The 26,186-nt window shown below is 74.5% G+C and carries 26 protein-coding genes; 13 read left to right on the top strand and 13 right to left on the bottom strand.

All coding sequences use genetic code 11. The features are described 5' to 3' along the window. Positions 1–4 precede the first annotated feature (4 nt). Positions 5–910: a universal stress protein gene (locus DAI17_RS10160; RefSeq protein WP_159081467.1), complete on the bottom strand. Its 906-nt coding sequence runs from the start codon at positions 908–910 to the stop codon at positions 5–7. 172 nt (positions 911–1,082) lie between these two features. Here DAI17_RS10160 and DAI17_RS10155 point away from each other — a divergent pair, with 172 nt between their 5' ends. After that, on the top strand, positions 1,083–1,559 hold the full coding sequence (locus DAI17_RS10155; RefSeq protein WP_159081466.1) for a hypothetical protein: 477 nt from the start codon (positions 1,083–1,085) through the stop codon (positions 1,557–1,559). On the opposite strand, the gene DAI17_RS10150 is transcribed toward DAI17_RS10155, so the two are convergent. Then, on the bottom strand, positions 1,549–2,562 hold the full coding sequence (locus DAI17_RS10150; RefSeq protein WP_107772802.1) for a 5'-3' exonuclease: 1,014 nt from the start codon (positions 2,560–2,562) through the stop codon (positions 1,549–1,551). The two genes, DAI17_RS10155 and DAI17_RS10150, sit on opposite strands and share 11 nt — an antisense overlap. A gap of 53 nt (positions 2,563–2,615) precedes the next feature. Between DAI17_RS10150 and DAI17_RS10145 the strand changes: the two genes are divergently transcribed. Together DAI17_RS10145 and DAI17_RS10140 are read left to right on the top strand one after the other, a co-directional pair. After that, entirely contained in the window at positions 2,616–3,233 is a 618-nt protein-coding gene (locus DAI17_RS10145) for a hypothetical protein (RefSeq protein ID WP_107772801.1), read from the top strand. Positions 3,234–3,307: 74 nt separating this feature from the next. Next, positions 3,308–4,768 carry an FAD-binding oxidoreductase gene (locus tag DAI17_RS10140; RefSeq protein ID WP_107772800.1) on the top strand — a complete coding sequence of 487 codons (1,461 nt, stop codon included), beginning with the start codon at positions 3,308–3,310 and terminating at the stop codon, positions 4,766–4,768. Here DAI17_RS10140 and DAI17_RS10135 read toward each other — a convergent pair. Then, positions 4,741–5,769 carry a class I fructose-bisphosphate aldolase gene (locus tag DAI17_RS10135; protein ID WP_107772925.1) on the bottom strand — a complete coding sequence of 343 codons (1,029 nt, stop codon included), beginning with the start codon at positions 5,767–5,769 and terminating at the stop codon, positions 4,741–4,743. The two genes, DAI17_RS10140 and DAI17_RS10135, sit on opposite strands and share 28 nt — an antisense overlap. Positions 5,770–5,887: 118 nt before the next feature. Between DAI17_RS10135 and DAI17_RS10130 the strand changes: the two genes are divergently transcribed. Beyond that, positions 5,888–7,687 (top strand): sensor histidine kinase, encoded by a 1,800-nt coding sequence (locus DAI17_RS10130; protein WP_159081465.1) that lies wholly within the window; start codon positions 5,888–5,890, stop codon positions 7,685–7,687. A gap of 206 nt (positions 7,688–7,893) precedes the next feature. Here the strand turns inward: DAI17_RS10130 and DAI17_RS10125 are convergent, their stop codons facing one another. The 3 genes from DAI17_RS10125 to DAI17_RS10115 are packed head-to-tail and all read right to left on the bottom strand — an operon-like array spanning position 7,894 to position 11,158. Further along, on the bottom strand, positions 7,894–9,531 hold the full coding sequence (locus DAI17_RS10125; protein WP_107772798.1) for an ABC transporter permease: 1,638 nt from the start codon (positions 9,529–9,531) through the stop codon (positions 7,894–7,896). A 3-nt stretch (positions 9,532–9,534) separates the two neighbouring features. Further along, positions 9,535–10,446: an ABC transporter ATP-binding protein gene (locus tag DAI17_RS10120; RefSeq protein WP_107772797.1), complete on the bottom strand. Its 912-nt coding sequence runs from the start codon at positions 10,444–10,446 to the stop codon at positions 9,535–9,537. A 28-nt stretch (positions 10,447–10,474) separates the two neighbouring features. Next, positions 10,475–11,158: an SRPBCC family protein gene (locus tag DAI17_RS10115; protein WP_107772796.1), complete on the bottom strand. Its 684-nt coding sequence runs from the start codon at positions 11,156–11,158 to the stop codon at positions 10,475–10,477. A gap of 147 nt (positions 11,159–11,305) precedes the next feature. Between DAI17_RS10115 and DAI17_RS10110 the strand changes: the two genes are divergently transcribed. Genes DAI17_RS10110 through DAI17_RS10100 form a run of 3 tightly spaced genes read left to right on the top strand, consistent with a single transcriptional unit; the run spans position 11,306 to position 13,180 of the window. Next, complete coding sequence (locus DAI17_RS10110; protein ID WP_107772795.1) at positions 11,306–11,854, top strand: hypothetical protein; 549 nt, start codon at positions 11,306–11,308, stop codon at positions 11,852–11,854. Positions 11,855–11,896: 42 nt separating this feature from the next. Further along, a complete protein-coding gene (aroQ, locus tag DAI17_RS10105) occupies positions 11,897–12,337 on the top strand; it encodes a type II 3-dehydroquinate dehydratase (RefSeq protein WP_107772794.1) in 441 nt (146 codons plus the stop codon). A gap of 51 nt (positions 12,338–12,388) precedes the next feature. Beyond that, positions 12,389–13,180, top strand: a complete 792-nt coding sequence (locus DAI17_RS10100) for a class II glutamine amidotransferase (protein ID WP_159081464.1) — start codon at positions 12,389–12,391, stop codon at positions 13,178–13,180. A 6-nt stretch (positions 13,181–13,186) separates the two neighbouring features. Here DAI17_RS10100 and DAI17_RS10095 read toward each other — a convergent pair whose 3' ends face one another. Together DAI17_RS10095 and DAI17_RS10090 are read right to left on the bottom strand one after the other, a co-directional pair. Next, complete coding sequence (locus DAI17_RS10095; RefSeq protein ID WP_199905050.1) at positions 13,187–13,594, bottom strand: VOC family protein; 408 nt, start codon at positions 13,592–13,594, stop codon at positions 13,187–13,189. Further along, entirely contained in the window at positions 13,591–14,124 is a 534-nt protein-coding gene (locus DAI17_RS10090) for a nucleoside deaminase (protein WP_107772792.1), read from the bottom strand. The genes DAI17_RS10095 and DAI17_RS10090 overlap by 4 nt, the downstream gene beginning before the upstream one ends. A 73-nt stretch (positions 14,125–14,197) precedes the next feature. Here DAI17_RS10090 and DAI17_RS10085 point away from each other — a divergent pair, with 73 nt between their 5' ends. Beyond that, positions 14,198–14,398: a DUF4177 domain-containing protein gene (locus DAI17_RS10085; protein ID WP_107772791.1), complete on the top strand. Its 201-nt coding sequence runs from the start codon at positions 14,198–14,200 to the stop codon at positions 14,396–14,398. 46 nt (positions 14,399–14,444) lie between these two features. On the opposite strand, the gene DAI17_RS10080 is transcribed toward DAI17_RS10085, so the two are convergent. Then, positions 14,445–15,905, bottom strand: coding sequence for a hypothetical protein (locus DAI17_RS10080; protein WP_159081463.1), 1,461 nt, complete (start codon positions 15,903–15,905; stop codon positions 14,445–14,447). Positions 15,906–16,578: 673 nt separating this feature from the next. On the opposite strand from DAI17_RS10080, the gene DAI17_RS10070 reads away from it, so the two are divergent. The 5 genes from DAI17_RS10070 (at position 16,579) to DAI17_RS21250 (ending at position 23,485) form a co-directional block, all read left to right on the top strand. Beyond that, positions 16,579–16,812 (top strand): hypothetical protein, encoded by a 234-nt coding sequence (locus DAI17_RS10070; RefSeq protein WP_107772789.1) that lies wholly within the window; start codon positions 16,579–16,581, stop codon positions 16,810–16,812. Positions 16,813–16,916: 104 nt separating this feature from the next. Then, positions 16,917–17,744: a class I SAM-dependent methyltransferase gene (locus DAI17_RS10065; protein WP_199905049.1), complete on the top strand. Its 828-nt coding sequence runs from the start codon at positions 16,917–16,919 to the stop codon at positions 17,742–17,744. A gap of 42 nt (positions 17,745–17,786) precedes the next feature. Then, positions 17,787–21,332, top strand: a complete 3,546-nt coding sequence (locus tag DAI17_RS10060) for a BTAD domain-containing putative transcriptional regulator (protein ID WP_107772788.1) — start codon at positions 17,787–17,789, stop codon at positions 21,330–21,332. Next, the gene (locus DAI17_RS10055) at positions 21,329–23,251 is read left to right on the top strand and encodes an FAD-dependent monooxygenase (RefSeq protein WP_107772787.1); all 1,923 of its coding nucleotides are present in this window, start codon (positions 21,329–21,331) and stop codon (positions 23,249–23,251) included. The genes DAI17_RS10060 and DAI17_RS10055 overlap by 4 nt, the downstream gene beginning before the upstream one ends. Positions 23,252–23,344: 93 nt before the next feature. Further along, positions 23,345–23,485, top strand: coding sequence for a hypothetical protein (locus DAI17_RS21250; protein WP_199905048.1), 141 nt, complete (start codon positions 23,345–23,347; stop codon positions 23,483–23,485). 21 nt (positions 23,486–23,506) lie between these two features. Here DAI17_RS21250 and DAI17_RS10050 read toward each other — a convergent pair whose 3' ends face one another. Genes DAI17_RS10050 through pcaDC form a run of 4 tightly spaced genes read right to left on the bottom strand, consistent with a single transcriptional unit; the run spans position 23,507 to position 25,981 of the window. After that, positions 23,507–23,827: a DMT family transporter gene (locus tag DAI17_RS10050; RefSeq protein WP_107772786.1), complete on the bottom strand. Its 321-nt coding sequence runs from the start codon at positions 23,825–23,827 to the stop codon at positions 23,507–23,509. Continuing rightward, positions 23,827–24,174, bottom strand: a complete 348-nt coding sequence (locus DAI17_RS10045; RefSeq protein WP_107772785.1) for a DMT family transporter — start codon at positions 24,172–24,174, stop codon at positions 23,827–23,829. Before DAI17_RS10045 ends, DAI17_RS10050 begins: the two co-directional genes overlap by 1 nt. Beyond that, positions 24,171–24,722 carry a TetR/AcrR family transcriptional regulator gene (locus DAI17_RS10040; RefSeq protein ID WP_107772784.1) on the bottom strand — a complete coding sequence of 184 codons (552 nt, stop codon included), beginning with the start codon at positions 24,720–24,722 and terminating at the stop codon, positions 24,171–24,173. Before DAI17_RS10040 ends, DAI17_RS10045 begins: the two co-directional genes overlap by 4 nt. 56 nt (positions 24,723–24,778) lie before the next feature. Further along, entirely contained in the window at positions 24,779–25,981 is a 1,203-nt protein-coding gene (gene pcaDC / locus DAI17_RS21825) for a bifunctional 3-oxoadipate enol-lactonase/4-carboxymuconolactone decarboxylase PcaDC (protein ID WP_107772783.1), read from the bottom strand. Positions 25,982–26,186: the final 205 nt, after the last annotated feature.

Genomic DNA, 26,186 nt, shown 5'->3' with positions numbered 1-26,186 from the left:
CGCGCTAGTCCTTCAGGGAGAGCGGTACGACGGCCACGGTGCAGGTCGCGTGCTCGAGCACGGTGGTGGCGACCGACCCGAAGAGCATCTCGCCCGCCTTGCTGCCGTGGTGGGTGCCGAGGACGACCATCTCCTTGTCGGCGGCGGCGTCCAGGACGGCCAGGTCGGCGAGGCCGGTGGCCAGCGTGCGGCGGACGACCACGTCGGGGTACTTCTCCGCCATGCCGGCGAGGATCTCGGCGAGGAGCAGCAGCTCCTCCTCGTCGGCGTGGACGCCCTCCTGGTCGTCGTGGGCGTGCACGGCGGCGTGCCGGACGTCCCAGTAGGCGTGCAGCACGGTCAGCGGCAGCTGGTGCATCGAGGCCTGCTGGTAGGCGAACTCCAGGGGCGCCAGGCACCGCTCGGAGCCGTCGACGGCGACCAGGATCCCGGTGCGCTCGGTCCCGTCCCCGGGGCGCATCACGACCAGCGGGCAGGGCGTGTGGTGGGACACGCCCACCGCGACCGAGCCGAGCAGCAGGGAGCGCACCGGACCGAGCCCGCGCGAGCCCATGACGACCAGCGACGCGCGGCCCGCCACGTCGAGCAGCACCTGTCGCGGGTCGCCGAACCCGAGCATCTGGTGGACCTCGACGTCCGGGGCGGCGGCGGTCACCTCGGCGTGCGCACGGGCCAGCAGCTCCTTGGCCTGGTTCTCCAGCGCCTCGAGCCCGATGCCGGTGCCCATGGCCGGTCCCATGCCCACCGGGGCGAGCCACACGGTGTCCATGGGGGAGAGCGCGTGGACCAGCGTCAGCGGCCTGCGGGTGGCCCTGGCCTGGGCCACCGCGAAGGTGACCGCCAGGTCGGACGAGGTGGAGCCGTCGATCGCGGCCACGATCGTGCCCAGGGGTACGTCGGCGGTGTCCATCTGCGTCTCCTCCAGTCGCCGCCAGCGGGGTCGCTGCCGGTACCTCCAATCTCCCGGCCCGCCCGGGGTGCGGGGAGGGCCCGTCGGTCCGGATGCCCGGGACGTTGGGCCCGCCGGCCGCTGGTGGTCCGGCGCGGCCGGGTGGACGATGTCCGGGACGGGAGGGGAGCCCATGAGCGGGACCGGCAGGGGAGCAACAGCCGGGTGCGGTGCGGGACCCCGGTCCCGCGCCCTGCGCGGGCTGGCTCCGGTCCGGGCGGTCCTCGCCCTGACCGCCCTGCACGCGGTGCCGGCCGACGCCGCGCCCCGGCCGGGCAACGGCACGGTGGCGGCGCGCATCGCCGCGGACCTGCGGTGCGAGTCGTTCGCCTACCGTCCCGGTCCCAACGCGGTGTCCAGCAGCGACGGGCTGCTGACCTGCCGGACCGGGCCGCAGGACTTCACGGCGTACGTCTTCGACGGCAACCGGGCGCGGGACCGCGGGGTCGCCCACGTGCGGCTCTGGAGCGGACCCGGCGAGGTCCACCACTTCGTCCGGGACCACCGGGCGGTCATCGCGCCGGAGGGCGGCGCATCCTGGCCCGCCTACGGCAGGAGGTGGGCCAGGGTCGCGGCTCGCCGCACCGGCGGGGTCGTCTTCAGCGGCTGAGTGACCGCGATGCCGGGTCGCCGGTGAGCACGCGGACCGCGAGGGCGGTGGTCGCCTCGATGCCCAGGAACCCCACGACCCGGCTGACCCGGTCGACGTCGAGGGGGAGCAGCCCCGGGGTGCCCGGCACGTCCGGGGTCAGGCCGAGGTCGAGGTCGTCGCGCCCGGACATCAGCGCGACGTTGAACTCGTAGCGCTCGCGCGCCCCGGGTGCGCTCAGGCGGCGTACGACGCCCGCGCCCAGCCGTCGTCCCCCGGACTCCGCGGCCAGCGCGTCCAGCGCCGCGACGAGCGAGCGGCCCTCGTCGTGCTCGATGTCGGCCCACACGGCCTGCATCGAGCCCGCGGCGGCGAGCAGGGCGGCGGCGGCCTTCTCGCCGATGCCGGTGACCCCGGGCAGGTTGTCGCTGGCGTCGCCGCGCAGCGCGGCGTACTCCAGGTAGTTCTCGGCGGCGACGCCGTACATCGCGTGGAGCCGGGACGGGGTGAGCAGCGGTGAGCCGTTGATGCCGCCGTCGATGAGGCGCAGCACCCGGGTGTGGTCGCTGATGTGGGCGAAGGCGTCGCGGTCGGAGGTGATGATCACGCAGCTCCAGTCGTGGGCGCGGGCCCACGCGGCGCCGGAGGCGTTGACGTCGTCGGCCTCGAGGCCCGGCGGCGTGAGGGTGGCCAGTCCCAGCGCGTCCAGCAGGGCGCCGGCGCGCTCGAGCTGGTCGACGAGCTCGGGGTGCTTCTCGGCCCGGCCGGCCTTGTAGTCGGGGTAGCGGTCGCGCCGCTCGGACGCCGTGCGGTCGTCGAGCCCGAAGATCACCGCGTCGGGGGCGAAGCCGTCGATGGACTCCAGGATCTGGCGCAGCATCCCGTGCAGCGCCCACACCGGGCGCCCGGCCCGGTCCATGACCCGGGTGTGCGCGCGGGCGTGGTGGTTGCGGTGCAGCAGCGACGGGGCGTCGACGACGAGGAGCAGCCTGCGGTCGCCGAAGTCGGACGGGGGTGGGGGCATGGCGGGCCCAGCCTGCCATGTCCCCGGGCGGGCCCGCCTGCCATGCTCCGGTCATGACGTACGACGCGCGCCAGCTGGTCATGCTGCTCGTCGGGTGCGTGGTGCTCGGCGCCGGGGTGGGGCTCTTCCTCACCGCCGACCTGGGGTCGGACGGCTACTCGACGCTCGTCAACGGGATCTCGCTCGCCACCGGGCTGTCCTTCTGGATCGCCAACACGATGGTCGGCGTGGCACTGGTCGTCCTCGCCGCGCTGCGCCGGGTCAGGCCCGGGCTCGGCACCGTCGTCCAGGTCGTGCTCGTGGGCGTCACCGTGTCGGCCGTCCTGGGCCTGCTCGACGCCCCGGACGACCTCCTCGCCCGGGTGCTCCTGCTGGCGGCGGCCTTCCCCGTCCTCGCGGTGGGGATCGCGGTCTACCTCGGCAGCCACACGGGCGCCGGGCCGGCCGAGGCCGCAGCGCTCGCGTGGGACCCGCCCGTGCCGTTCCGGTGGAGCTACAGCGCGGTCCAGGGTCTCGGGGCGCTGGTGGGGTGGCTCCTCGGCGCCACCGTCGGGGCCGGCACCGTCGCGGTGATCGTGCTGCTCGGACCGGGTGTCGACCTGGCCAGCCGGCTGCTGCGCGTCGACGTCCACCAGGGCGGGCGATCGCCCAGCGGGACTACCTCGCATTGACCATTCCCGCGCCCGCGGAGCGGGTCTAGCCTCGATGGTTGGGCCGTCCTCAGAACCCGCAGGGAGGGCAAGCGATGACCACGATGGTGGCGACGCTCCGGGGCGCCGAGACGACGATCAGTGACGAGGACCTCGAGGAGCTCCGGGCCGCGGTCCGGGGGGACGTCCTCACGCCCGGGGACCCGGGCTGGGCGGAGATGCGGCCGCCGTACAACGCGATGCATCCGGGGCGGCCGGCACTCGTGGTGCGCCCCACGGGCACGGCGGACGTGGTCGCCGCGATCACCTTCGCCCGCGAGAGGCAGCTCCTGGTGGCGGTCCGTGGGGGCGGCCACTCCATCGCGGGGCTCTCCAGCGTCGACGGCGGGATGCTCCTCGACCTGGCGCGGATGGACGGCGTCGAGGTCGACCCGCTGGCCCGCACGGTGCACGTCCAGGCGGGTGCCCTCGTCGGCGACATGGACCACGAGACCCAGGCGTTCGGCCTGGTCGCGCCCAACGGCATCGTCTCGGACACCGGCGTCGCCGGCCTCACGCTCGGCGGCGGCGAGGGATGGGTACGCCGCAAGTACGGCATGGCGGTCGACAACCTGCTGTCCGCCCAGGTCGTGGGGGCCGACGGGCACGTCCGCACGGCATCGGCCGAGTCCGAGCCCGACCTGTTCTGGGCCATCCGCGGCGGGGGCGGCAACTTCGGGGTGGTCACCTCGTTCACGTTCCGCTGCCATCCCGTGGGTCCGACGGTGGCCTTCGCCGGCGTCTTCCACCCGGTCGAGGACGCGGAGGACGTCTACCGCCGGTTCCGCGACTGGGCCGAGTCCGCGCCCGACGAGGTCTCCGCCATGATCGGGTGCACCACGCTGCCGCCGAGCGAGCACACGCCGCCGGAGGTCCACAACACCCCGTTCGTGGTGACCGCGGCGGTCCATTCGGGCGACCCCGACGCGGGGATGGAGGTCCTGGGCCCGCTGCGCGAGATCGGGACGCCGCTCGTCGACATCTCGGGTCCGCTGCCCTACGCCGGCGTGCAGAGTGCCTTCGACGAGTTCTTCCGCCGCGGGACGCTGCGCAGCTACTGGAAGTCGACGTACGTCGAGCACCTCACGGACCCGATCGTGGACATCCTCGTCGACCGCGCCCGCAACAGGCCCTCGGCGCGGACCTTCGTCATCGCCTTCCTCATGGGTGGCGCGATCAACCGGGTGCCGGTCGAGGAGACCCCCTACAGCGAGCGGTCGGCCAACTGGATGGTGTCCTTCGACGGCAACTGGGAGGACCCGGCCGATGACGAGAGGGTCATCTCGTGGGTCCGCGGCGCCTGGGGACAGGTGCACGAGCTCGGGACCGGGACCCTCTACCTCAACTTCACCGGCGTGGCCGACGAGGCGACGACCGTCGGCGTGGAGAGCGCCTTCGACAAGGCCAACCTCCAGCGCCTGGAGGAGATCAAGGCGCACTACGACCCGGACAACTTCTTCCGGCTCAACAACAACATCACCCCGGCGTCCTACGACGGGAGGGCCTCGGCCACCTGACGCTCCATGTCGGGTCGGTAGCGCCCGTGGCGGGCCGCGCCGTTGAGCCGGGCCCGGGTGAGCAGCGCGGCCTGGGCTGCGCCGGTGTTCTCGGCGCGGCCGGCCCAGGCCCGCAGCACCGGGGCCTGGAGCGCGCGGCCGAAGGAGAAGCTGAGCTCCCAGGGCTGGGGGGCCCGACGGTTGAGCGCGTCGAGGCGCGCCGTGGCCTGCTCCGGGGTCTGGCCCCCGGAGAGGAAGACGAGCCCCGGGACCGAGGCGGGCACCGTGTCGCGCAGCACGGCGATCGTCCGGTCGGCGATGACGTCGTCGCCGACCGGCTCGGCGTCGCTGCCCGGCAGCACCATGCTCGGCTTGAGCAGCGTCGCATCCAGCTCGACCCCTTGGCGGGCCAGCTGGTCGTAGACCGCACGCAGGGTGAGCGCCGTGACGCTCGCGCAGCGCTCCAGGCTGTGCGGGCCGTCCATCAGGACCTCGGGCTCGACGACCGGCACCAGGCCCGCCTCCTGGGCCAGCGCGGCGTACCGGGCCAGGGCGTGCGCGTTGGCCTCGACGCACGCCGCCGACGGCGTGCCGGGACCGATCCGGATGACGGCGCGCCACTTGGCGAAGCGGGCGCCGAGCCCGGCGTACTCGGCCAGCCGCTCACGCAGGCCGTCCAGACCCTGGGTGACCACCTCGCCCGGCGCCCCGGCGAGCGGCGTGGTGCCCCCGTCGACCTTGATCCCGGGGATGATCCCGGCCCGGGCGAGCACCTCGGGGAAGGGGGTGCCGTCGCCGGTCGACTGGCGGATGGTCTCGTCGTAGAGGATGACCCCGCTGACGTGCTCGGACAGCCCGGGGGTCGTCAGCAGGATCTCCCGGTAGGCCCGGCGCCTCTCCTCGGTGGACTCCAGGCCGACCTGCGCGAGGCGCTTGGCCATCGTGGGGTGGCTCTCGTCGGCGGCGAGGATGCCCTTGCCCGGCGCGACCAGGGCGCGGGCGACGGTGCGTGTCGGTTCCATGGAGCCAGCGTGCGCGTGCGCCCCCCGCAGGGGCACGGTCCTTCGGTCACGGGGGGCAGGACCTTGTCCCTACCGTGAGGGACGACAAGTTCGCGTTCCTTCCCCTAGCGTGAGGGTCGTGAGCCAGCGCTCTGCAGGCGGCGACGGGACCCTCGGGCGCGGTCCGTCGCGCGCCGACGAGGACCTGCTGGCGGCCCACCAGCGCCTGCGCGGCCTGCTGCGCGCCAGCCGCGCGGTCATGGGGGACCTCGACCTGGACCGGGTGCTCCAGCGGATCGTCGAGGCAGCGTGCGAGCTGGTGGACGCGCCGTACGGCGCCATCGGCGTCATCAAGCGGTACGGCTCCGGCCTCGAGCAGTTCATCTACACCGGCATCGACGAGGAGGGGGCCGACCTCATCGGCCACCTGCCCGAGGGCAGGGGCCTGCTGGGCGCCCTGATCGACGACCCGTCGCCCATCCGGTTGCGTGTCATCGGCGAGGACCCTCGTTCGGTGGGGTTCCCCGAGGGACACCCGCCCATGCGGGGCTTCCTGGGGGTCCCCATCCGGGTGCGCGGCGAGGTGTTCGGCAACCTCTACCTCGCCTCGCTCGCCGAGCGGGAGTTCAGCGACGACGACGAGGAGCTCGTCACCGCGCTCGCCGCCGCGGCCGCCGTGGCCATCGACAACGCGCGCCTCTACGAGGAGGCCACCCACCGCCAGAAGTGGCTGGCGGCCTCGACCGACATGACGCGCCGGGTGCTCACGCACCCGGGTGACGAGGCGCTCCGCACCATCGCCGAGCGGGTGGCGGAGCTCGCCGACGCCGACCTGGTGACGGTCGCCCTGCCGGCCGCCGACGCGGCCCACCTCACCGTGGTGGTGGCCGTGGGACAGGGGGAGGACGAGCTGGTCGGCTTCACCTATGCGCTGCCCGGCACTATCAGCCAGATGGTGCTGCGCAGCGGCGTGCCGCAGGTCTTCGAGGACGTCGGCGCGCTCCGGCCGCCGTCGCCGCCGCTCATGGTCGCGCGGGTCGTGACACTGGGGCCGGTGATGGTGCTGCCGCTCGCCGGTGTCGAGGGTGTCCGGGGGGTGCTGGTCGCGGGCCGGGCGCCGGGCCGGCACGGGTTCGCCGCGACGGAGGTCGACATGGCGACCGACTTCGCCTTCCACGCCTCGGTGGCCCTCGAGCTCGCGGACGGCCGGCGCGAAGCCCAGCGGATGGCCCTCTACGAGGACCGGGCCCGCATCGCGCGGGACCTGCACGACCACGTCATCCAGCAGCTGTTCGCCTCGGGCATGACCCTCCAGGCGGCTCTCGCCGGCATGGGCGCGGGTCCGGGCAGCGAGCTGGTCGACCGGGTGATCGACGGGATCGACGACTCGATCCGGCAGATCCGGGCCTCGATCTTCCACCTCCGCCCGCACGCCCCGCTGGGCTCGGGACTGCGCACGACCGTGCTCACCGTGGTCTCCGAGGCGACGCCGTCGCTCCGGCTGGAACCGCAGGTGGGCTTCGCCGGCGCCGTGGACACCGTGGGCGACGAGGAGCTCGTCGACGACGTCGCCGCCGTGGTGCGCGAGTCCCTGAGCAACGTCGCGCGCCACGCACACGCGGAGCACGTCGCGGTCGGGGTGAACCTGAAGGACTCCGTGCTCGAGGTGTGGGTCGAGGACGACGGGGTGGGGATCGGAACGAGCAGCCGCCGCAGCGGCCTCGCCAACCTGCGCAAGCGGGCCGAGCAGCGCTCCGGCAGCTTCGAGGTCGGGCCGGGTGCCGGCGACACCGGCACCCGGGTGGTGTGGACGGCGCGTATCCTCCCCGTCGCCCGTCCGCCCCTGCCCCGCTCGGGCGAGCACGGGATCGGTCCCCTCGCCCAGGGTTCGACCAACGGCGGGACCAATGGCGGGGCCGGAAGGGACCAAAGACCCTAAGGAACGCGTGCCCGTCCGGAGAGGCTCGACCCAGAAGGGTGACCGCGACCGCCGAGGAGCGCCAGCCGCGGAGCCCTCGCCGGGCGCGTCCTTTCCCGAGAGGGACGAGCCCCGGTGTGCCGTGCTGCTCCCGGGGGGGAGCCGCAGCGCGGTAGCCCGGCCGCCTGCTCACGCAGTGGGCGGCCGGTTCCGCGTTCGGAGGGGGCTCAGGCGGGGAGTGACAGCGTGCGCCGGCGGAGCGAGACCAGCGCTGCGGCGGCCAGGCCGAGGCTCACGGCGGTGAGCCCGAGCAGGGGAGCGGCCGTGACCGCCGCGGCGGGCGCCTTGGGGCTGTGCGTGAACGGGGAGGTGTCCTGCAGCCACGCCGGGAGGTCGAGCCCGGGGCCGAACATCGGCCCGACCACGAGGGTGGCCAGGAGGATGCTCCAGGAGATCGGCACCGACCAGCGCGGTACGACGCACACGACCGCCGTCACGGCGGCCCCGACGACCAGGATGCCGGGGACCTGCACGAGCCCCGCCCCCACCAGCGCGCGGACATGAGCACCCGTGTCGCCGAGGACCTGTCCCGTCGTCAGGCCCATGGCGACCGCGAACAGGACCATCAGCGCCACTGAGCTGGTGACCGCGACCGCCAGGTGCGCCCCCAGCCAGCGGGTCCTGGTCACGCCCGTCGCCAGCAGCGGCTCGAGCGTCCCGCCCACCTCGTCGACGCGCATCCGCAGGAGCAGCTGTACGAGGTGGATCGCCACGAACATCCCGGCCATCTGGATGATCGACACCTGGTAGGCCTCCACGATCACATCGGTGCCCCCGGCCTCGATCCACCAGTCCCGCGCACTGCCCTCCAGGCCGCGGATCTGCTCGGTGAGGTTGCCGAAGACCAGACCGAACATCGCCAGCGAGAGCGCCCACCCGGCCGACACGTTGCGCTGCAGCCGCCACACCAGCCCGGCGGGCGAGAGCAGCGTGCGCGCCGCCCCGGCCGGGCCGGTGCGCTCGGGCCACAGGCCGCGGCCGACGTCACGGCGCGCGGCCAGGACGACGGCGACGGCCACCAGGGCTGCGAGTGCGAGGAGCGCCAGGAGCAACGGCCACCAGCGCGCGTCCCCGAAGGGGCGGGTCTGCTGCCCCCAGCCGATCGGTGAGAGCCAGGAGGGCCAGGCGCTGGTCACCCGCAGGCCCAACCGGTCCACGGTGCCCAGCATGTTTCCGATGCCGCTGAGCCCGAACGCGATCCCCAGGGCCGCGGCCGCGATCCCGGCGGCGCCCCGGGCGGTCGAGGAGAGCTGGCAGGTCACCGCGGCGACGCCCACCCAGACGAGCCCGACGGAGGCCACGGACGCCCCGGCCAGCAAGGAGCCGGCGACGGGCAGGCCGGCGGCCACCATGCCGGCCGCCAGGACCAGGGCGAGGACGACCTCGGCGACGACCGCGATGACGACGCCGGCTGCGAGGCCGGCGTACCGTCCGACCACCGTCGACCCGACCAGCTCGGCCCGGCCGAGCTCCTCGTTCTGACGGGTGTGCCGGATCACCGCGAAGCTGCCCATCAGGGCGGCGAGCACCGCGAGGGTGACGAACTCGCGGTGCAGCATGTAGCCGCCCACGCTGGGCCCGGACGTCAGGCCGATCAGCCGCATGCCGGTGTTGGTGGCGACCAGCCGGGTCTCCTCGACGAGGTCCCCGCCGCGGGCGAAGCTGTCGGCGAACAGGGCCGTCGTGGCCGCCACGAAGAACCCGAGACCGAGCCACCACCCCGGGAGGGTCCAGCGGTCGCGTCGTGCCGCCAGCCGGACCAGTCGCCGGGTCCCGGTCAGGTCCGCCGTGGTCGGGGCGCGCACGGCTCAGGCCCCCAGCGGTGCGTGCTGCGGGACCTCGTCGCCGTAGTGCCGGAGGAACAGCTCCTCCAGGGTCGGCGGGGTGCTGACGAGCGAGCGCACGCCGTGCTCCACGAGCCGGGTCAGCACCGTGTCCAGGTCGCCGGGGTCGACGCCGAAGGACGCCCTCCCGTCCTCGAGGCTCAGGTCGTGGACCTCGGCCATCGCGGCCAGCGCGTCCGGGCGTCGTACGGTCTCGACGACGACCGTCGTGCGGGTCAGGTGCCGCAGGTCGGCGAAGGTCCCCGTCTCGACGGTCCGCCCGTTGCGGATGATCGTGACCCGGTCGCAGAGAGCCTCCACCTCGGAGAGGATGTGGCTGGAGAGCAGCACCGTGCGTCCACGGTGGCGCAGGTCCTGCACGACGTCCTGGAACACCGACTCCATGAGGGGGTCGAGCCCCGAGGTGGGCTCGTCGAGCAGGTAGAGCTCCACGTCGGAGGCGAGGGCCGCGACCAGCGCGACCTTCTGGCGGTTGCCCTTGGAGTAGGCACGGACCTGCTTGGTCGGGTCGAGCTCGAAGCGCTCGAGCAGGTCCGCCCGACGCGCCGGCACCAGGCCACCACGCAGGTCGGCCAGCAGGTCGATCACCTCGCCCCCGGTGAGGTTGGGCCACAGGTTCACCTCGCCGGGGACGTAGGCCAGCCGCCGGTGCAGCGACGCGGTCTCCCGCCACGGGTCGCCCCCGAGCAGGACGACGTGCCCGCCCGAGGCGCGCACCAGGCCGAGCAGGACGCGGATGGTGGTGGTCTTGCCGGCGCCGTTGGGGCCGAGGAAGCCGTGGACCTCGCCCGCGCGGACGGTCAGGTCCAGGCCGTCGAGAGCGCGCGTCGTACCGAAGTCCTTGCGCAGGCCCGAGGCCACGACGGCGCCGTCCATGGGCACCACGCTCGTCCCGTCGACGCGCTCATGACAGGGGCGAAGGTCCCCGTGGGACGACGTCCATCGTCCCCGGCTGCTCGACTCGTCGCCGGAGGCCGCGCAGCATGCCGAGCGCCATCACGAGGTCCGCCGGCACGATGGTCGCCACGTAGAGCGCGGCGAACCACGGCGGCGACATGCGCCCGCGGACGCGGAGGTGGAGCCGGCACGTGCCGGGACGCGGCTCGGCCAGGGTCATGGTCCAGGTCCACACGATCCGCGCGTCGTACCTCTCGCCCCACCCCGGGGGGACGTGCGTGGTGGAGCGCAGCACCAGGGTGCGGGGCGCGTCCACCTCGACGACGACGTACTCCGCCGTCCCGGGCGGGCCGTCCGGGACGGTGTCCCCGACGTGCAGATCGCGGACGAGGTGCGGGTCGAGCCGGTCCGCGCTGGGCCGGTTGGCGGGGAAGAGCAGCCGGTCGACCCAGCCCGGGGTGTAGAAGCCACCACGGTGCCAGCCGATCTGGGTCAGCCAGGGCCACACGCGCTCCGGGGGAGCGGCGATCGTGATGGCGTGGTCGGTGACCAGCTGCGGCCGGTCCACGAGGTCGTCGCCCGGCAGGCGGGCCCGGCGCTCGGCCGACGTCGAGCCGGCGGTGCGCCCGAGCACGTGCAGGACGCCCGCGGTGGCCACCGCGGCGCCTGCGAGGACCGGTGTACGTCGCACGGGACCTCCCTCCGATGTCGAGCGTCCCCCATGGTCACCCCGTGCCGGGGCCGGGCGCCTTCACCGGTTCACGGGAAATCCGCGCAGGGCAGGCCGGCCCCGTGCCCTGCCGCCCGACGCTGGCAGTCCTCCCACCTCGAGGTCCCCATGACGATCACCATCACCCATCCCGGCGCACGCCTGCTCGCCCCGGCGCTGGACACGCTCGCCGACGTCGTCGCCGGCGACTGGACCAGCGTCGCGCGGCTGTGTGCCGCGCGGCTCAGGGACCCGGCGGCCTGCGCGCTCGACCTCGACGTCGCGTCCGTCCGCGCCGGTGTGACCGTGGGCCCGCGGCCTGCGTACCGCTACCGCGTGCACCACTGGATGCTGGTCGTCGACGTGCACCCCGCCGTGCTGGCAGCGGCGCTCGACCTGCACGTCAGGCTCTGGATGGGGCAGTGGGACACCCTCGAGCAGGTCGCCCCGGCCATCGCACGCCCGGCGCCCGGCTGGCACCCCGTCGAGCTGCTCCGGACCCGGCTCCGCCACCAGCAGCCCGACTCGTGGTCGGGCCGGCCCTACGCGACGCAGAGCATCTTCCTGGCGCCGCCGACGGCGCGGCTGGCGCACCAGGTGCTGGCGGACGTCGAGGGGCGCACCTGTCGTCGCCCGTACGACGTACCGGCCGGGCCGGCTGCCGTGCACGTCGGCTGACGAGGTCTCCCGGGGACCGCCGCGCACGACATACTGGGCCGCGTGAGCCGTTCCGTGCTGGTCCTCAACGGACCCAACCTCAACCTGCTCGGCCGCCGCGACCCCGAGGTCTACGGCACCGCGACCCTCGCCGACGTCGAGGCGTCGTGCATCGCGGAGGGGGAGCGGCTCGGCCTCGAGGTCGAGTGCCGCCAGAGCAACCATGAGGGCCTGCTCATCGACTGGATCCACGAGGCGTTCGAGTCCGGGACCGCGGTCGTCGGCAACTTCGGCGCCTACACCCACACGTCAATCGCGATCATGGACGCGCTCGCCGTCCTGAGCGCCCCGGTGGTGGAGGTGCACATCTCCGACATCCACCAGCGCGAGGAGTTCCGCCACGTCTCCTACGTCGGGAAGGTGGCCGACGCCGCCGTGATCGGCAAGGGCGTCGACGGGTACGCCGAGGCGTTGCGCGAGGTCGCGCGGATGCTCGACGCCTGAGCAGCGCCGGGACGGTTGCGAGGCGACCCGAGGGCGAGGATTCTCGTCAACGTGTGTCGTCTCCTCGGCTATGTCGCCCGGCAGCCACTGTCGGTCGTCGACGTGCTCGGCGAGGAGGACTTCGAGGCGTTCACCGCCCTGACAGCCGTGCACGGCGACGGGTGGGGGATGGCGTGGCAGGACCCGCAGGACCGCTCGCTCCGGACCACGGCGTCCCCGACCTCGGCGGTGCTGGACCCGACGTACGCGCAGCTCACCCGGATGCCGCTCGGCAGGGCCGGCATGGTCCACCTGCGGTGGGCGACGCCGGGCCTGGAGGTCACCCCGGAGAACACCCACCCGTTCACCGAGGGCGCCTACGCGTTCGCCCACAACGGGCACATCTCGCCGGTCGACAGGCTGGAGCGCCTGCTCGGATCGACCGCCCGGGCCGCACTGGCGGGCACCACCGACAGCGAGCGCTACTTCCGCTTCGTGCTCCAGTGCATCGCGGAGCGCGGTGACGAGGAGGAGGGCTTGCGACAGGCCCTGGGTGTCCTGACGACCGAGTTCCCCGAGGCGAGCCTGAACGCCCTGCTGCTCACCCCGACCCAGATCTTCGGGGTGCACTTCAACAGCCGGGCCTCCGTCCCGCTGGAGGGGCTGCGCGACCTGTTCGAGTCCGACGACGAGCTACCCCACCGGCACGACGACGAGTACTTCGCGATGGACTTCCGGCTCACCCCGGACGCCGTGCACGTGATCTCGAGCGGCATCGACGCCCAGGGGTGGACGCCGGTCCCGGAGAACACGGCCGCGTCGGTCGACCTGGCGACCCTCGAGCTCCGGCGGATCACGCTCTGAGGGCTGCTACTCCTCCGGCCTGCCGAGCTCCTGGAAGAGGGTCAGCTGGAGGCCGGCCGGCGCCTCGAGGCGCGAGTTGAGGGAGTCCCACGGCGTCCGGGTCGGCGGGGCGATCTGCTCCGCCCCCGCCTCCACTGCGTCGCGGGTGCTCGCCTCGCAGTCGTCCACCTCCAGCGCGACGCGCAGGTGTGGGGCCACCCGGCGTCCCACCTCGACGCGGTCGATGAGCTCGACCTGGGCGTCGTTGGAGAGCTCGAGGGTGGCTCGGCCCACGTCGAGGATCGTCACGTGGGCACCGCCGTCGCTCGCGTACTCCTCCGCGACGGGCGCCCCCAGCACGTCCCGGAAGAAGTGCACGGCCTGCTCGTAGTCGCTCGCGTGGACGACCAGGCGCAGCTGCCGGATGCCGCTCACGACGCTCCCTCCCGCTGTGCCGTCTCCCGCTGTGCCGTCTCCCGCTGTGCCGACTGCCGGTGCAGCTCTCGCAGCTCGTCAGCCAGCCCGGCGGCCGGACCCGCGACCGGCACGCCCGGTGCCACGGCGTTGATCGGCAGGGGCGCGACCGGTCCGGGCGGCAGGCCCCAGTCCGCGCGCCACCGGGTCAGCTGCTCGGTCGACCCGGCGTACACGATCCGGCCGAGGCCCACCCAGGCGTGCCCGGCGGCGCACATCGGGCAGTGCTCACCCGAGGTGTAGACGGTGCAGCGCGGGCGCACGTCCGGCGCCACGTGGGCCGCCGCCCACCGCGCCAGCTCGAGCTCCGGGTGCCGGGTCTGGTCGCCGCCGGCCGTGCGGTTGCGGTCCTCCTGCAGCACGTGGCCGTCCGGGTCGACCAGCACCGACCCGAAGGGCTCGTCCCCGTCGGCGAGCGCCTCGCGCGCGAGGTCGACGCAGCGACGGAGGTGGGTGAGGTCCTGCGGGGTCAGTCCGTTGCGCTCGTCCATCCGACGACACTAGGACGATCTGCGGGACCTTGGCCTCATCAGGCGCGGGGATTCCTCGGTCTACGGTCGGCGCATGACGTACGAGTACAAGGTGGTCGAGGTCCGCGAGAAGCTGCTCGGCGGCAAGATGTCCGGTGACAAGCTGGAGGGGCTGCTCAACGAGCACGCCCGGCAGGGGTGGCGGCTGAGAGCGATCACGGGCGCCGAGATCAAGGGTCGCGTCGGTCCGGGCGGGGTCGAGGGCCTGCTCGTCACCTTCGAGCGGTCGGTCTGAACTCACTTCCGGAGACTGCGTCGGCACCGTGGGGCTCGCGCGCGCGTCAGGACAGGACCAGCTCGACGGGGGAGAGGTGGATGTCGACGCCGGCGGGCGCGGTGAGGATGAAGTCGGCCTCGTCGTCGGTCAGTCGGTGGGTGCCGCGGTGGTCGACGAGGTAGGTCAGGCCGTTGGGGGTCTGCCAGAGGTGCCGGCCCGGGCCGGCGACGTGGCAGCGGTAGCCGCCGTGGGTCTTCCACCGGTGGTGGCGTCTGCGGAGCGGGCCGCTGTTGTGGGGGCCGGTCTGGCCGGGGGGTCCGGTCTGGTCGTAGGCCGTGCTGTGGTCGAAGTCGACGTCGGCACGGGTGGCGGTGCGGGGGCTGTAGGGGAAGACGTCGCCGCCGGTCTGCGTCCAGACGTGGTCCTTGAGCGACTCGGGGTGCTCGTAGGCGTCGGTGCGGCGGCGATCGCGCAGGTCGAGGACGGGCTGGACGGTGACGTCGGCGTGGCCGAGGAGGTCCGCGAGCTGGGCGACGGGGACGGGGCCGACGCCCTCGACCCGGGCGATGCCGGTGCGGGACCGGAGGGCCTCGTCGGTGACGTGGACGAAGAGGTGACCGCGGCTGCGCAGGGAGGCGAGCCTGCGGGCGGGGAGGCTGCACAGTCGCTGCACGGTGTCGGCCAGGTGGTCGGGTGCCCACACGGGCTGATCGGGCTGCGCGGAGTCGGCCTCGGCGGGCCCGTCGGTGTCGGTGTGCTCGAGCAGCAGCTTGAGGAGGTCGACGGGGCGGGCGAGCCAGCCCATGGCCAGGGAGCGGAGCTCGTCGCGGTTGTGGTCGTGCCCGTGCGTCGCGGTCAGGATGTCGGCGACGCGGTCGACCATGGCGTCGATCCACGCGGCGTCGCCGGCGGTGACGCGGGCGATGACGTGGCGGTAGCCGAGCTCGTCGGCCTTGCCCAGCCGCACGTAGCGCTCGTGCCGGAGCCGCTCGCGCTCGGCGGCGTGGGTCTCGGGGTCGGCCTCGATGACCTTGGCCCGGGCGATCGAGAGGACAGTCGACGGGGCGTGGCCGGCGATGGCCCGAGCCACGGCCCGGTCGACGACGCCGATGGCCTCCGCGAGCAGGGGCCGCGACATAGAGGCGACCTTGCGGGCGACCCAGGGCTCGCACTGCCCGGCCTGGACGATCGCCCAGGTGCGGGGCAGCCGATGGATGAGGTCCAGGGTGTCGGCGATCAGCGCCCGTGCGGTCAGGGCGTGGGTCTCCTGGGCCATGGCCAGCTCGGCCAAGCAGTACTCCCGCACGTCCGGGGTGCCGTCTCCGCCCGGCTGGGTCATCGGGTCCCGGTCGTCGCGCGGGTGGCCGTGGAGCACCGCCCACTGCGCAGCCACCAGCATCTCGTCGACCTCGGCCAGGCGTCGTACGACGCGGCGAGAGCCGGCCACGTCCAGCAGCCCACGCTCGTCCAGCTCGTCGAGCACAGGCGAACCCTGGGGCTCGGAGGGGGACGCGGTCGAGGTCATGTCCCATTGTCTCTCGAACAGGTGTTCGAGTCAAGGGATTCTCGGGTTCGTGTGCGTCCGTGATGTCTCAGGACTTCCGTGACAGTTCTGCGTCAGGACATCGGTGACACTCCTGCGCCGAGGCCGCGATGCGGGCTCGGGTGCTCGCAGCCCGGAGGCCTCCGGGCTGGACCACGGGCCGATCAGCGTGCACGACAAGATGCACGCGATGGGCCTGGAGGTCGTGCCGTCGATAGCGTCGCTGGCGCTCGGATCATCCGCCGACCGCGAGTACAGCAGCCCCGGACCCGCCCGAGGGCACCACGCTGAAGAGACTGACGACCGCGGGCACCTTCCGCCTGGACTCCGTCACCTACATGGTCGGAGGCCAGGACGGACTCCGACACGTCCTGGTCGTCACCGACGCCGATGCCCTCACCATCACTAGCTTTGGACGGCGAGGTCCTCGCCGAGCACACACGCCCAGCCCCCGGGGGTCGGGTGCGTCGGCAACGGCCAACCCCGCCGGCCCACGCCCCAAGACCCCCGAGCCGTCACCGAAGTCCTGAGACATCACACGGGCTCGTGCACGTTCTGGACACAGGCCGCCCGCCGCGCCGCCACCTCCACCGCACCTCAACGCCGTCTCAACGGCCGCGCAGGACGCTCGTCGCCTGAACAACAAGGAGGAGTGATGAGCACCATCCACCAGCTCTTGGCGGAGTCCCGCACCAGCGAGGTCGTGCGGGACGCACACCATCCGGCCCGCCGGGCGGCGCACGAGCTGCGCCTCGCCCAGCGCACCGCCCGCACTGCCCGCACGACCCACACCACGGGCGCCACCCGACGACGCCTGGCGTCGGCGGCCCGCGAAGGCCTGCCCGCCGCCGCGGCCTGGGCCGCGGCCCTGGTCGCCGTCTTCGTGTGAGGTGCCGGACGCTTCGGCGCCCATGGCGTAGGCCACCAACCACCGGCACCCGCCAGCAACCACCAGCACCATCCACCAGCACCATCCACATGGAAGGAACCACCATGTCCGCAACCCAGCTCGACCCCGCCGAGGCCATGACCGCACTGCGCGCGAAGCAGCAGCAGGTGTGGAGCTCCGGCGACTACAACCGGATCGCCGCCCTCACCGTGCCCGTCAACGAGGCCATGGTCTCCGCGGCCGCGATCGTCCCCGGCGAGGAGGTCCTCGACGTCGCCACCGGCACGGGGCACGCCGCCCTCGCCGCAGCCAGGGCCGGCGCACGCGTCACCGGGATCGACTACGTCCCCGCGCTGCTCGACATCGCCCGGGCGCGGGCCGCCGCCGAGCGGCTGGACGTCGGCTTCGTCGAGGCGCCCGCCGAGCAGCTCCCCTTCGCCGACGGCAGCTTCGACGTCGCCGTCTCGGCGATCGGTGTCATGTTCGCCGCGGACCACGACCGTGCCGCCTCGGAGCTGGTGCGGGTGGTCCGGAGCGGCGGCCGGATCGTCCTGGCGTCCTGGACCCGACCCGGGTTCGTGGGCGGCATCCTCGGCATCGTGGGCCGGCACGTGTCGCCGCCGCCCGGCGCCCAGTCGCCGGTCCGGTGGGGCGAGGAGGACGTCGTCGCCGAGCTCCTGGGGGACGACGCCGTCGACGTGCACTCGTCCCTGCACACGGTCACGCAGAGGTTCACCAGCGCGGAGGCGTTCGCCGACCTCTTCCTGGACTACTACGGGCCGACCCGGGCTGCTGCGTCGCGGCTCGACGACGCGGGCCGGGCGGCGATGCGCGCCGACCTCGTCAGCCACGCGGAGGCGAACGCACGGCCGGGTGTCGAGGGCCTCGTGACGGACTGGGAGTTCCGCATCGTGAGCGCCACCCGTCACTGATCGGACGGGCCCGCGGCTCGCCCCGCCAACTAGGGTGAGCGCATGAGTGGCGTGCACACTCAGCCGCCTGGAACGGCCCCCCGCTTCGGCATCCTGGGGCCGCTCCAGGTGTGCGACGCCGACGGGCGTCCGGTGGCCCTCGGCGGGCCGCGAGCGCGCCAGCTGCTGGCGCTGCTCCTGCTCCATCCCCATCGACCGCTGAGCAGCGAGCTCCTCGTGACCTCCATGTGGGGCGAGTCCCCCTCCGAGGGGGCCGCGACCACCCTGCGCACCCACGTCGCCGCCGTACGCCGGGTCCTGGCCGCGGCCGGAGCCGACGGCGGCCTCGTCAACCGTCCGGGAGGCTATGCGCTGCTCCTCGACCGGGCCGACCTCGACGCCGAGGTCTTCGAGGACCTCGTCGACCGCGCCCGGGAGGCCCTCGGGATGGGCGACCCCGCCCGCGCCGCTGCGCTGCTGCGCGACGCCCTCTCTCTGTGGCGCGGCGAGGTGCTGAGCGACCTAGGCCCGCCCGACTTCGCCGAGACCACCGTCGCCCGGCTCGGTGAGCTCCGTGTCGTCGCGGAGGAGGCCGCGATGGCCGCAGCCCTCGAGCTCGGCCAGCACCGTGAGGTGGTCGGACGGCTGCAGGAGCTGGTCGCGGCGCACCCCTTCCACGAGCGCCTGTGCGGCCTGCTCGTGCTGGCGCTCTACCGCTCGGGACGCCAGGCCGATGCACTGGCGGCGTACGCGACGACCAGGCAGCGCCTCGGTGACGAGCTGGGCATCGACCCCGGCCCGGAGCTCCAGGCGCTCGAGACCGCCGTGCTCCGGCAGGACCCGGCGCTGCTCCTCGCCGTCGACGCCACGACGTCGTCCCGCGAGGTCGGACCGGTCGTCCCCGAGCCGCGGGCGCCCGTCGCGCGACAGCCGTCGGACGCCGTCTTCGCCGCGCTCCGGCGCTCACCCATGGTCGGCCGGGACGCCGCCCTCGCGACGGCGACCGACGCCTGGGGGGAAGTACGCGACGGGGGGAGGGGGCTGCTGGCGCTCGGCGGGCCCGCGGGCGTGGGGAAGTCGAGGCTGGCCGCCGAGCTGGCCCACCACGCCGCCCGGGACGGCGCCACCGTCCTGGTCGGGCGCTGCGACGAGACGGTGCCGTACGCCGCCCTGTCCTCGGCACTGGGTGGGAGCACCGCCGTGCAGCAGCTGGTCGCCGCTGCGCCCACCGGCGTACGCGCCCGGCTGCACCCGCTGCTCCCCCTGGAGGTCGGCTCGGAGGCCGACGCACCACCGATCGCCGACCCCGACCTGCGTGCCGGACTCGTCCGTGGAGTGGAGTGGCTCCTGGCTGCCCTGGCGCGGGACGGGCCGGTGCTGCTCGTCGTCGAGGACGCCGAACGGCTGACCGCCGAGGAGTCCGACCTCCTCGCGGCGCTCGCCACTCGGCTGCCGGAGCAGTCACTGGTGCTCGTCTGCTTCCGCGATCCCCCGGGGACACGGCACGCTCCGCTCGCCGGTCTGCTGGGCCGTGGCGGCGTCCACGAGATGACCCGCCCGGTGTCGCTCTCAGCCCTGGACCGGGACGACCTCGCCGACCTGGTGGCATCGCTGCACCGGGACGGCGTGGACGCATCGCCCGCGCTCGTGGAGGCGCTGTGGGAGCGGACCGGCGGCAACCCGTTCTTCGCCCGTGAGGTGCTCCGTGACCTGGGACCCGACGACCTGCGTTCCGGCCGTCTCGGCGAGGACCTCCCCACCGGCCTGCGGGGCGTGCTGCGGCACCGGCTCCGGCAGCTCGGCGACGAGACGCTGGCCGCCCTGTCCGCCGCGGCGGTGCTCGGACGCGAGGTGGAGCTGGCGCGATTGGGGCACGTGCTCGAGGAGCGCGAGGAGCGCGTCGTCCAAGCGCTCGAGCGGGCCGTGAGCAGCGGCTTCCTCGTCGAGGCGGGGCAGTCGTGGGCCGGGGGCTACGCGTTCCAGCACGACCTGCTGCGGGAGGCCGTCCACGGCGAGATCCCGCTCCCGCGGCGCCAGCGGCTCCACCAGCGGGCGGTCGCGGCGGTGCTCGGCGCGCACCCTGCCGACGCAGACGTGATCGCCGCCGCCGGTCACGCCATCGAGGCCGGGCCGGCCGCCGATCCCGCGGAGGCGGCGGCCCTCGTCGGGCGGGCCGTGGACGTGGCGGCGGCCGCCTTCGGCTTCGACGTCGCCGTCCGGCTGGCCGAGGCCCGCCTCGGCCTGCTGGACCGATCGGCCACGCCGACCGAGCAGGCCGCGGCCCGTGTCGACGTGGCTCGCCTGCGGCTCCGTGCCGGCCGCGGCTACGACCGGGTCGTCGAGCTCCTCGAGAGCGCCCTGGGCACCTTCCTCGCGTGCGGCGACACGGAGGCTGCCGGCATGGTCCACACCCGGCTGGGGGGAGCCCTCGTCGTCCCGCACGCCCACATGGACGTCGTCCGTGCGCTGGAGCACTTCCGGGCGGCCGAGCGGATGCTGCCCTCGCCCGAGGACCGCTTCGGCCTCCACCGTGGCCGGCTCTCCGCCGCCATGCACGCCCTCGACACCGCGACCATGGCCGCGGCCGCCGACCGGTGCCACGCGATCGCCGAGGCCACCGGCCGGGTCGAGCCGTCGCTCGTGGCCGACTGGGGTCGGGGCTGGCTCGCCCTCGACCTCGGCCACCCCACCGCCGCGCTGGCCCACCTGGAGACGGCCTGGTCCGCCGCACGCGCCCTCGGCGACCCTGCGGCGGGCTGGCCGCCCTCCAATGCCGCCGCCCTGATCTGCACGGTCTACCTGCTCGACCCGGACCAGGGGCGGTCGTGGTGCCGACGCGGCCTCGGCCAGCCCCGTGTCGACCGGCTGCTCCAGCAGCACGACGCCCTGACGGACCAGCTCGTGCTGGCCCTGGCCACGACCGGCGAGCTCGACGTGGCCCAGCGGGCGGCGGCCCGCCTGCCGGAGGAGGCCGTGGGCCGGCGGCTGGTCCGCTTCCTGACGGGGGAGTGGGAGGAGGCGGCCGACCAGTGGCAGGCGGCGCTCGACCACGACCTCGCCGCCGGTGACCGTCACGACGCGGTCGCGAACGCCCGCTGGCTCGCCGACGCGCTGCTGGCGCTGGGCGAGGACCGCCGGGCGGCCGAGGTGCTGCACCAGGGGCTCGAGATCGTCGCCGCGTCCCCCCAGGTCCCGAGCGAGGTCTGGCTCCGGGCCCGACTGGCCGGGCTCCCCACCACCCCTCCGGACCATGCTGCCGCCCACCTCGCCCGGTGCGAGGGCGTCCTGGCCGGCGGCGAGGACTGGCGCGGGCTGGTGGGGGAGGTGGCCCTGGCCCGAGGCCGCGTCGCCCTGCGCGACACCGACTGGACGGCCGCCGAGGCGGAGGCACGGCGGGCGGCCGAGGTCTTCGGCCGCCATCGCGTCCCGTGGCGGCTCGCAGCGTCACTGCGGGTCTGGGCGGCGGCTCTCGAGGGGGCGGGACGGGTCGAGGGGGCGCGCGCCCGCCGCGCCGACGCCGAGGACGTCCTGACCCGCGCGGGAGCCCCGGCTCGTTGGCGCCGTACCTCAACACCACCTCAACGCGCGAGAACCACACTCGGCCCATGACAACCGCCAGGCCCAGCGAACTGACCACCGCCACGTACGACGCCGTCGTCGTCGGCGCTCGCTGCGCGGGCTCCACGCTCGCTGCCCGGCTGGCGCGCGGTGGCTGGCGCGTGGCGGTGGTCGACAAGGCCCGGTTCCCCAGCGACACGCTGTCCACCCACGTGCTCTTCCCCGACGGCGTCGCGCGCCTGGACGAGCTCGGAGCCCTGGAGCTGCTCGGCCGGCGCCACCACCTCGTCCCCGCCCGCTACGCCTGGCGGGTGCTGGGCCACGAGGTCGCCGGCGCCTTCACCCCGGTCGGCGGGCACGACCGGGCGCTGTCCGTACGCCGGGTGAGCCTGGACGCCGTCCTCGTCGACCTGGCCGAGGAGGCCGGCGCCCACGTCCTGCCGGGCCGGAAGGTGACCGGACTCGTCGGGTCCGGCGTCGAGGACGACCCCGCCCGCGGGGTGAGGCTCGACGACGGCACCGAGCTCCGGGCGCGCTGGGTCGTGGGCGCGGACGGGCGGCACTCGAGCGTGGCCCGCCACCTCGGCCTGGAGCGACGCGACGAACGCCGCGGCGAGGTGGCGATGCTGCTCGGCTACTGGCGCGGGCTGCCGGCCACCGACTGGATCCGGCTGGACATGCACGAGCGCTCTGCGCTGATGGCTGCTCCGTGCGAGGACGGGCTGCACCTCCTCACCGTGGCCGGGCCGGCAGCGCTCACCCGCGGGACGGCGTCGGAGGTCGCCGCTCGCTACCGCGCGATGCTGATGGAGTTCCCGGCGGTGCTCAACCCGCGCCTGCTCGACGCCGCCGAGCTCGTCTCGCCCGTGGTCGGCGCCCCGGAGACGATGATGCGCGGCTACTACCGCGCCGCGGCCGGGCCGGGCTGGGCCCTGGTCGGCGACGCCGGCCACTTCAAGCACCCGACCACGGGGCAGGGCATCGGTGACGCGCTCGCCCAGGCGGAGCACGTCGCGCAGGACCTGCTCGCCGGCGGTGACCTGACCGACTACGAGCAGTGGCGAGCCGACCGGTCCGGAGAGGCGTACGAGTTCTCCTTCCGTGCCGCGCGGCTGCCCGAACCGCGGACCGCGGCACGGTACGCCGGCCTGGCCGCGGACCCGGTCGCCGGCCAGCAGTTCCTCGACACGTTCACCCGCACGACCCGGCTGGCTGACGTCTTCACCCCCGAGCGGTCCGCCCGCTGGCGCGCCGCGGCGGCGTACGAGGACGGCCTGCGCCGTCTGGTCGTGCTGGTCGACGGGCTCTCCGACGCGCAGCTGGGGACGCGCGTCCCGGCGTGCCCGCTCTGGTCGGTGCAGGACCTGGTCGCCCACCTGTGCGGCGTCGCGGAGGACTCCGTGCGTGGCGCCTTCTTCGACGGCGCGATGCAGGCCTGGGCCGACCCGGAGACCGCCGTACGACGCGAGGCCTGGACCGCGGGGCAGGTCGAGGCCCGCCGGGGCCTCGACCGACACCGGCTCGTCGCCGAGCTGGAGAGGCACGGCCAGGCGCTGGTCCGCGGGCTCCGCCGGGGCGACCGCGCCACCGTCGACGTGCCCGGCTGGATCATCGCGGCGCCGGCCGCCGACCTCGCGGTCCACCTCGGCGACCTCCGGGAGGCGCTGGGGCTGCCCCCGGACGCGCAGTCGCCCATCGCGCGCTACGGCTTCGCGAGCTACCGGTCCTGGCTGGGGGATCGGGTCTCGGCACGGGGGCTGGCGCCGTTGCGGCTGGCGGACCCGCACGGCACCGCGGAGTGGGTGGTCGGCGGACCGGCGGCGCCGGGTGCCGCCGTGGAGGCGGACGCCCACGAGCTGTTCCGGGCGATCAGCGGCAGGCGCTGCCTCGACGACGTCGCGCGCTGGCGCTGGCGCGGCGAGGCCGCCCCGTACCTCCCGCTGCTCTCGCCCTACGCGCCGTCGTCGTGACCCACGGGCGGGGACGACCCGGGACCAAAGGGGGTGGTCGCGACGTCCCGATCGTGCCACCGTGAAGGGGAGCCCCGTGGGGAGGTGAGACACATGGAGCAGCAGTCCTGCCCCGACTGCCGAGCGCTGACCGACGACCTGGCCGCGCACGAGGCGTGGCACTCCCGCCTGGTGCACGACATCGCCGTCGCGGTGGACCGGGAGAACAAGCGCCGGGAGGAGGCGCGCCGGTGAGTCAGCCCGAATCGGTGCGGCTCAGTGCTCCGCGCCGAGCTCGACGAGGAGCACCCCGGCCGCGATGAGCGCGATCCCGGCGCCCATGACCGCGGTCAGGGGCTCGTCGAAGAGCACGCGTGAGGCGACCGCGGTCAGGGCGACCCCGACGGCGGCCCAGATGCCGTAGGCGACACCGAGGGGAAGCCCCGCGGCGAGGGTGGCGGCGAGCGCGGCGAAGGCGCCGGTGTAGCCGAGGGCGACCACGACGTACCAGGCCCTGCGACCCGTCGTCGCCACGCGCAGCGCGAGGGTGCCGGTGACCTCGAGCAGGATCGCCGTCGCGAGCAGGAGCCACGGCATCAGCTCATCCCCTGCCGGTGTGCGGGGGCGTGCTGGGAGCCGACCTCGACGAGCAGGACGCCGCCCATGATGAGGGCGATCCCGGCGGCCATCAGCGCCGTGAAGGGCTCGTCGTACAGGACGGAGGAGAGCACGGAGGTCAGGGCGACCCCGAGAGCCGCCCACACGCCGTACGCCACCCCGACCGGAATCCCGCGGCGCAGGACGGCGGCGAGGAAGGCGAAGGCGGAGGCGAAGCCCAGCACCACCACTACGTAGAGCGCCGGGTGCTCCAACGCGCCCTTCAGGGACAGCGACCCGGTCACCTCGCACAGGATCGCGCCGAGGAGCAGGAGCCACCTCGTCATGCGGCACCGCCCTCGAGGAGCCGGCGCGCGGTGGCGAGCAGCGCGGGGCGGTCCGCGTCGGGGACGGGCAGGATGCAGGTGGCGTCGGCCAGCCAGCAGCCGTCGGCCATGAGGCGCACGGCGGTGAGGCGGGCGCGCTCGTCCTCGGGGAGGTCGGCGGGGACCTCCAGCCACGGACGGAAGCGCTCGGCCCACCGGGCGCCCATGACCACCCGCAGCTTGGGGTCGACGAGCGTCACGAGGTCTGCCGCGTCGTGCTCGTGGGTGATCGACCACTCCAGGTACGCCGCGATGCGCTCGCGCGGGGTCGCCGGCTCCGCTCCGGTCGGCAGCAGGGCGACGAAGGTGCGCTCGTAGTCGTCGATGAGGTGGTCGACGAGGGCGGCGACCAGGGCCTGCTTGGTGGGGAAGTGGTACATCAGCCCGGGCTTGCTCATCCCAGCGGCACGCGCGGCCGTCTCGAGGGAGAGGTGGCCGCCGTCGCGGAGCAGGTCGAGCGCGGCGTCGAGAGCGGCGACGCGCTGGGACGGACGGTGGGCGGGCTTCACGGGTACTTACTTTACCGGCCGGTCGGTCAACGAACCAACCCGACGCGACCGCGCGCTCAGGGCTCGTCGGCCAGCACCTGCTGGGCGATGCGGAAGGCGGTGTCGGCGTCCGGGACGCCGCAGTAGATCGCGGTCTGCATGATCAGCTCCTTGATCTCCTCCACCGTCACGCCGTTGGTCCGGGCCGCCCGCACGTGCATGGCGAGCTCCTCGTGGTGGCCGCGGGCGATCAGTGCGGTGAGGGTGATCAGGGAGCGGCTGCGCCGGTCGAGGCCGGGGCGGGTCCAGATGCCGCCCCATGCGTACTCGGTGATGAACTGCTGGAACTCGCGCGTCAGGTCGGTGGCTGCGGCCGTGGCGCGGTCGACGTGCGCGTCGCCCAGCACCTCGCGTCGTACGACCATGCCGGCGTCGCGGACCCGGCGGACGGTGAGGTCGTCGCGGGACTGGCCGGGCTCCTCGCCGAGCAGGTGCTGCCGCAGCAGGGCGGCGACCTCGGCCGGTGCCTCGGCGGGGGCGAGGTGGGCGACCCCGAGGAGCTCGGCGAACGACCCGTTCCGCACGCCGTCCGCGATGGCGCGCAGCAGGTCGGGCGGGGTGGCGACGTCGTCCGCGCCCGCGACGGCGAGGACCGGTACGCCGATCTCGGCGAGGCGGTCGCGCACGTCGAACGACGCGAGGGCGGCACACACCTGGGCGTAGCCGTCGTCGTCGGCCTCGGAGAGCGCGTGCAGGAGCGCGGACCCGACGTCGGGGCTGCGCTCGAGGAAGCCGGGGCCGAACCACCGCTCGGCGGAACCGGCCACCATCACCGGGGTGCCGGACATGCCGACCTGGGCGATCCGGCCGGTCCACATCGCCTCGTCGCCGATCTTGGCGCCGGTGCAGAGCAGCACGGCGGCCGAGACGCGGTCGGGACGGTCGAGGAGCAGCTGGAGCCCGACCGCGCCACCGACGGAGTCGCCGGCGTAGAGGAACGGCCCGCCCGCCTCGCCGCGCTCGGCGAGCACGTCGTCGACGACGCGGAGCACGCCCTCGGCCAGCTCGGCCATGGTGAAGGGCTCGTCCGGGACGGCGCGGTTGTGGCCGTGGCCGGGGAGGTCCCACGCGAGCAGGTCGAAGGCGTCGGTGAGGTGGGCCGCGCAGTGGCCCCAGAGCGTGTTGGCGGACGTGCCGAGCGAGGGCCCCAGCACGAGGAGGGGCAGGTCGGCGCGGTGCCGGGCTCCGGTCAGGCGGACGGCGGTGATGCTGGGGATCACTGGTTCTCCTCGGGTTGCGGGTCGGCCAGGACGACCGGCCACAAGAGGTCCGCCATGGGGACAGTGTCGCCGATTGTGCAGGAAGACCGTCTTGCCCCCGCCCTGGAGCCGGATGTCGCCCGGGTCGGACGACCGCGATGCTGCACCGGCTGGCCGACCGGGTGGGCCGGAAGGGACGAAGGGCCCTGTGCCGCCCGCTCCGTCT

This window comes from Nocardioides sediminis, assembly GCF_003047295.1.
In the GTDB taxonomy this organism is placed as follows: Bacteria; Actinomycetota; Actinomycetes; order Propionibacteriales; family Nocardioidaceae; genus Nocardioides; species Nocardioides sediminis.
This window is presented reverse-complemented; position numbering and strand designations above follow the sequence as displayed.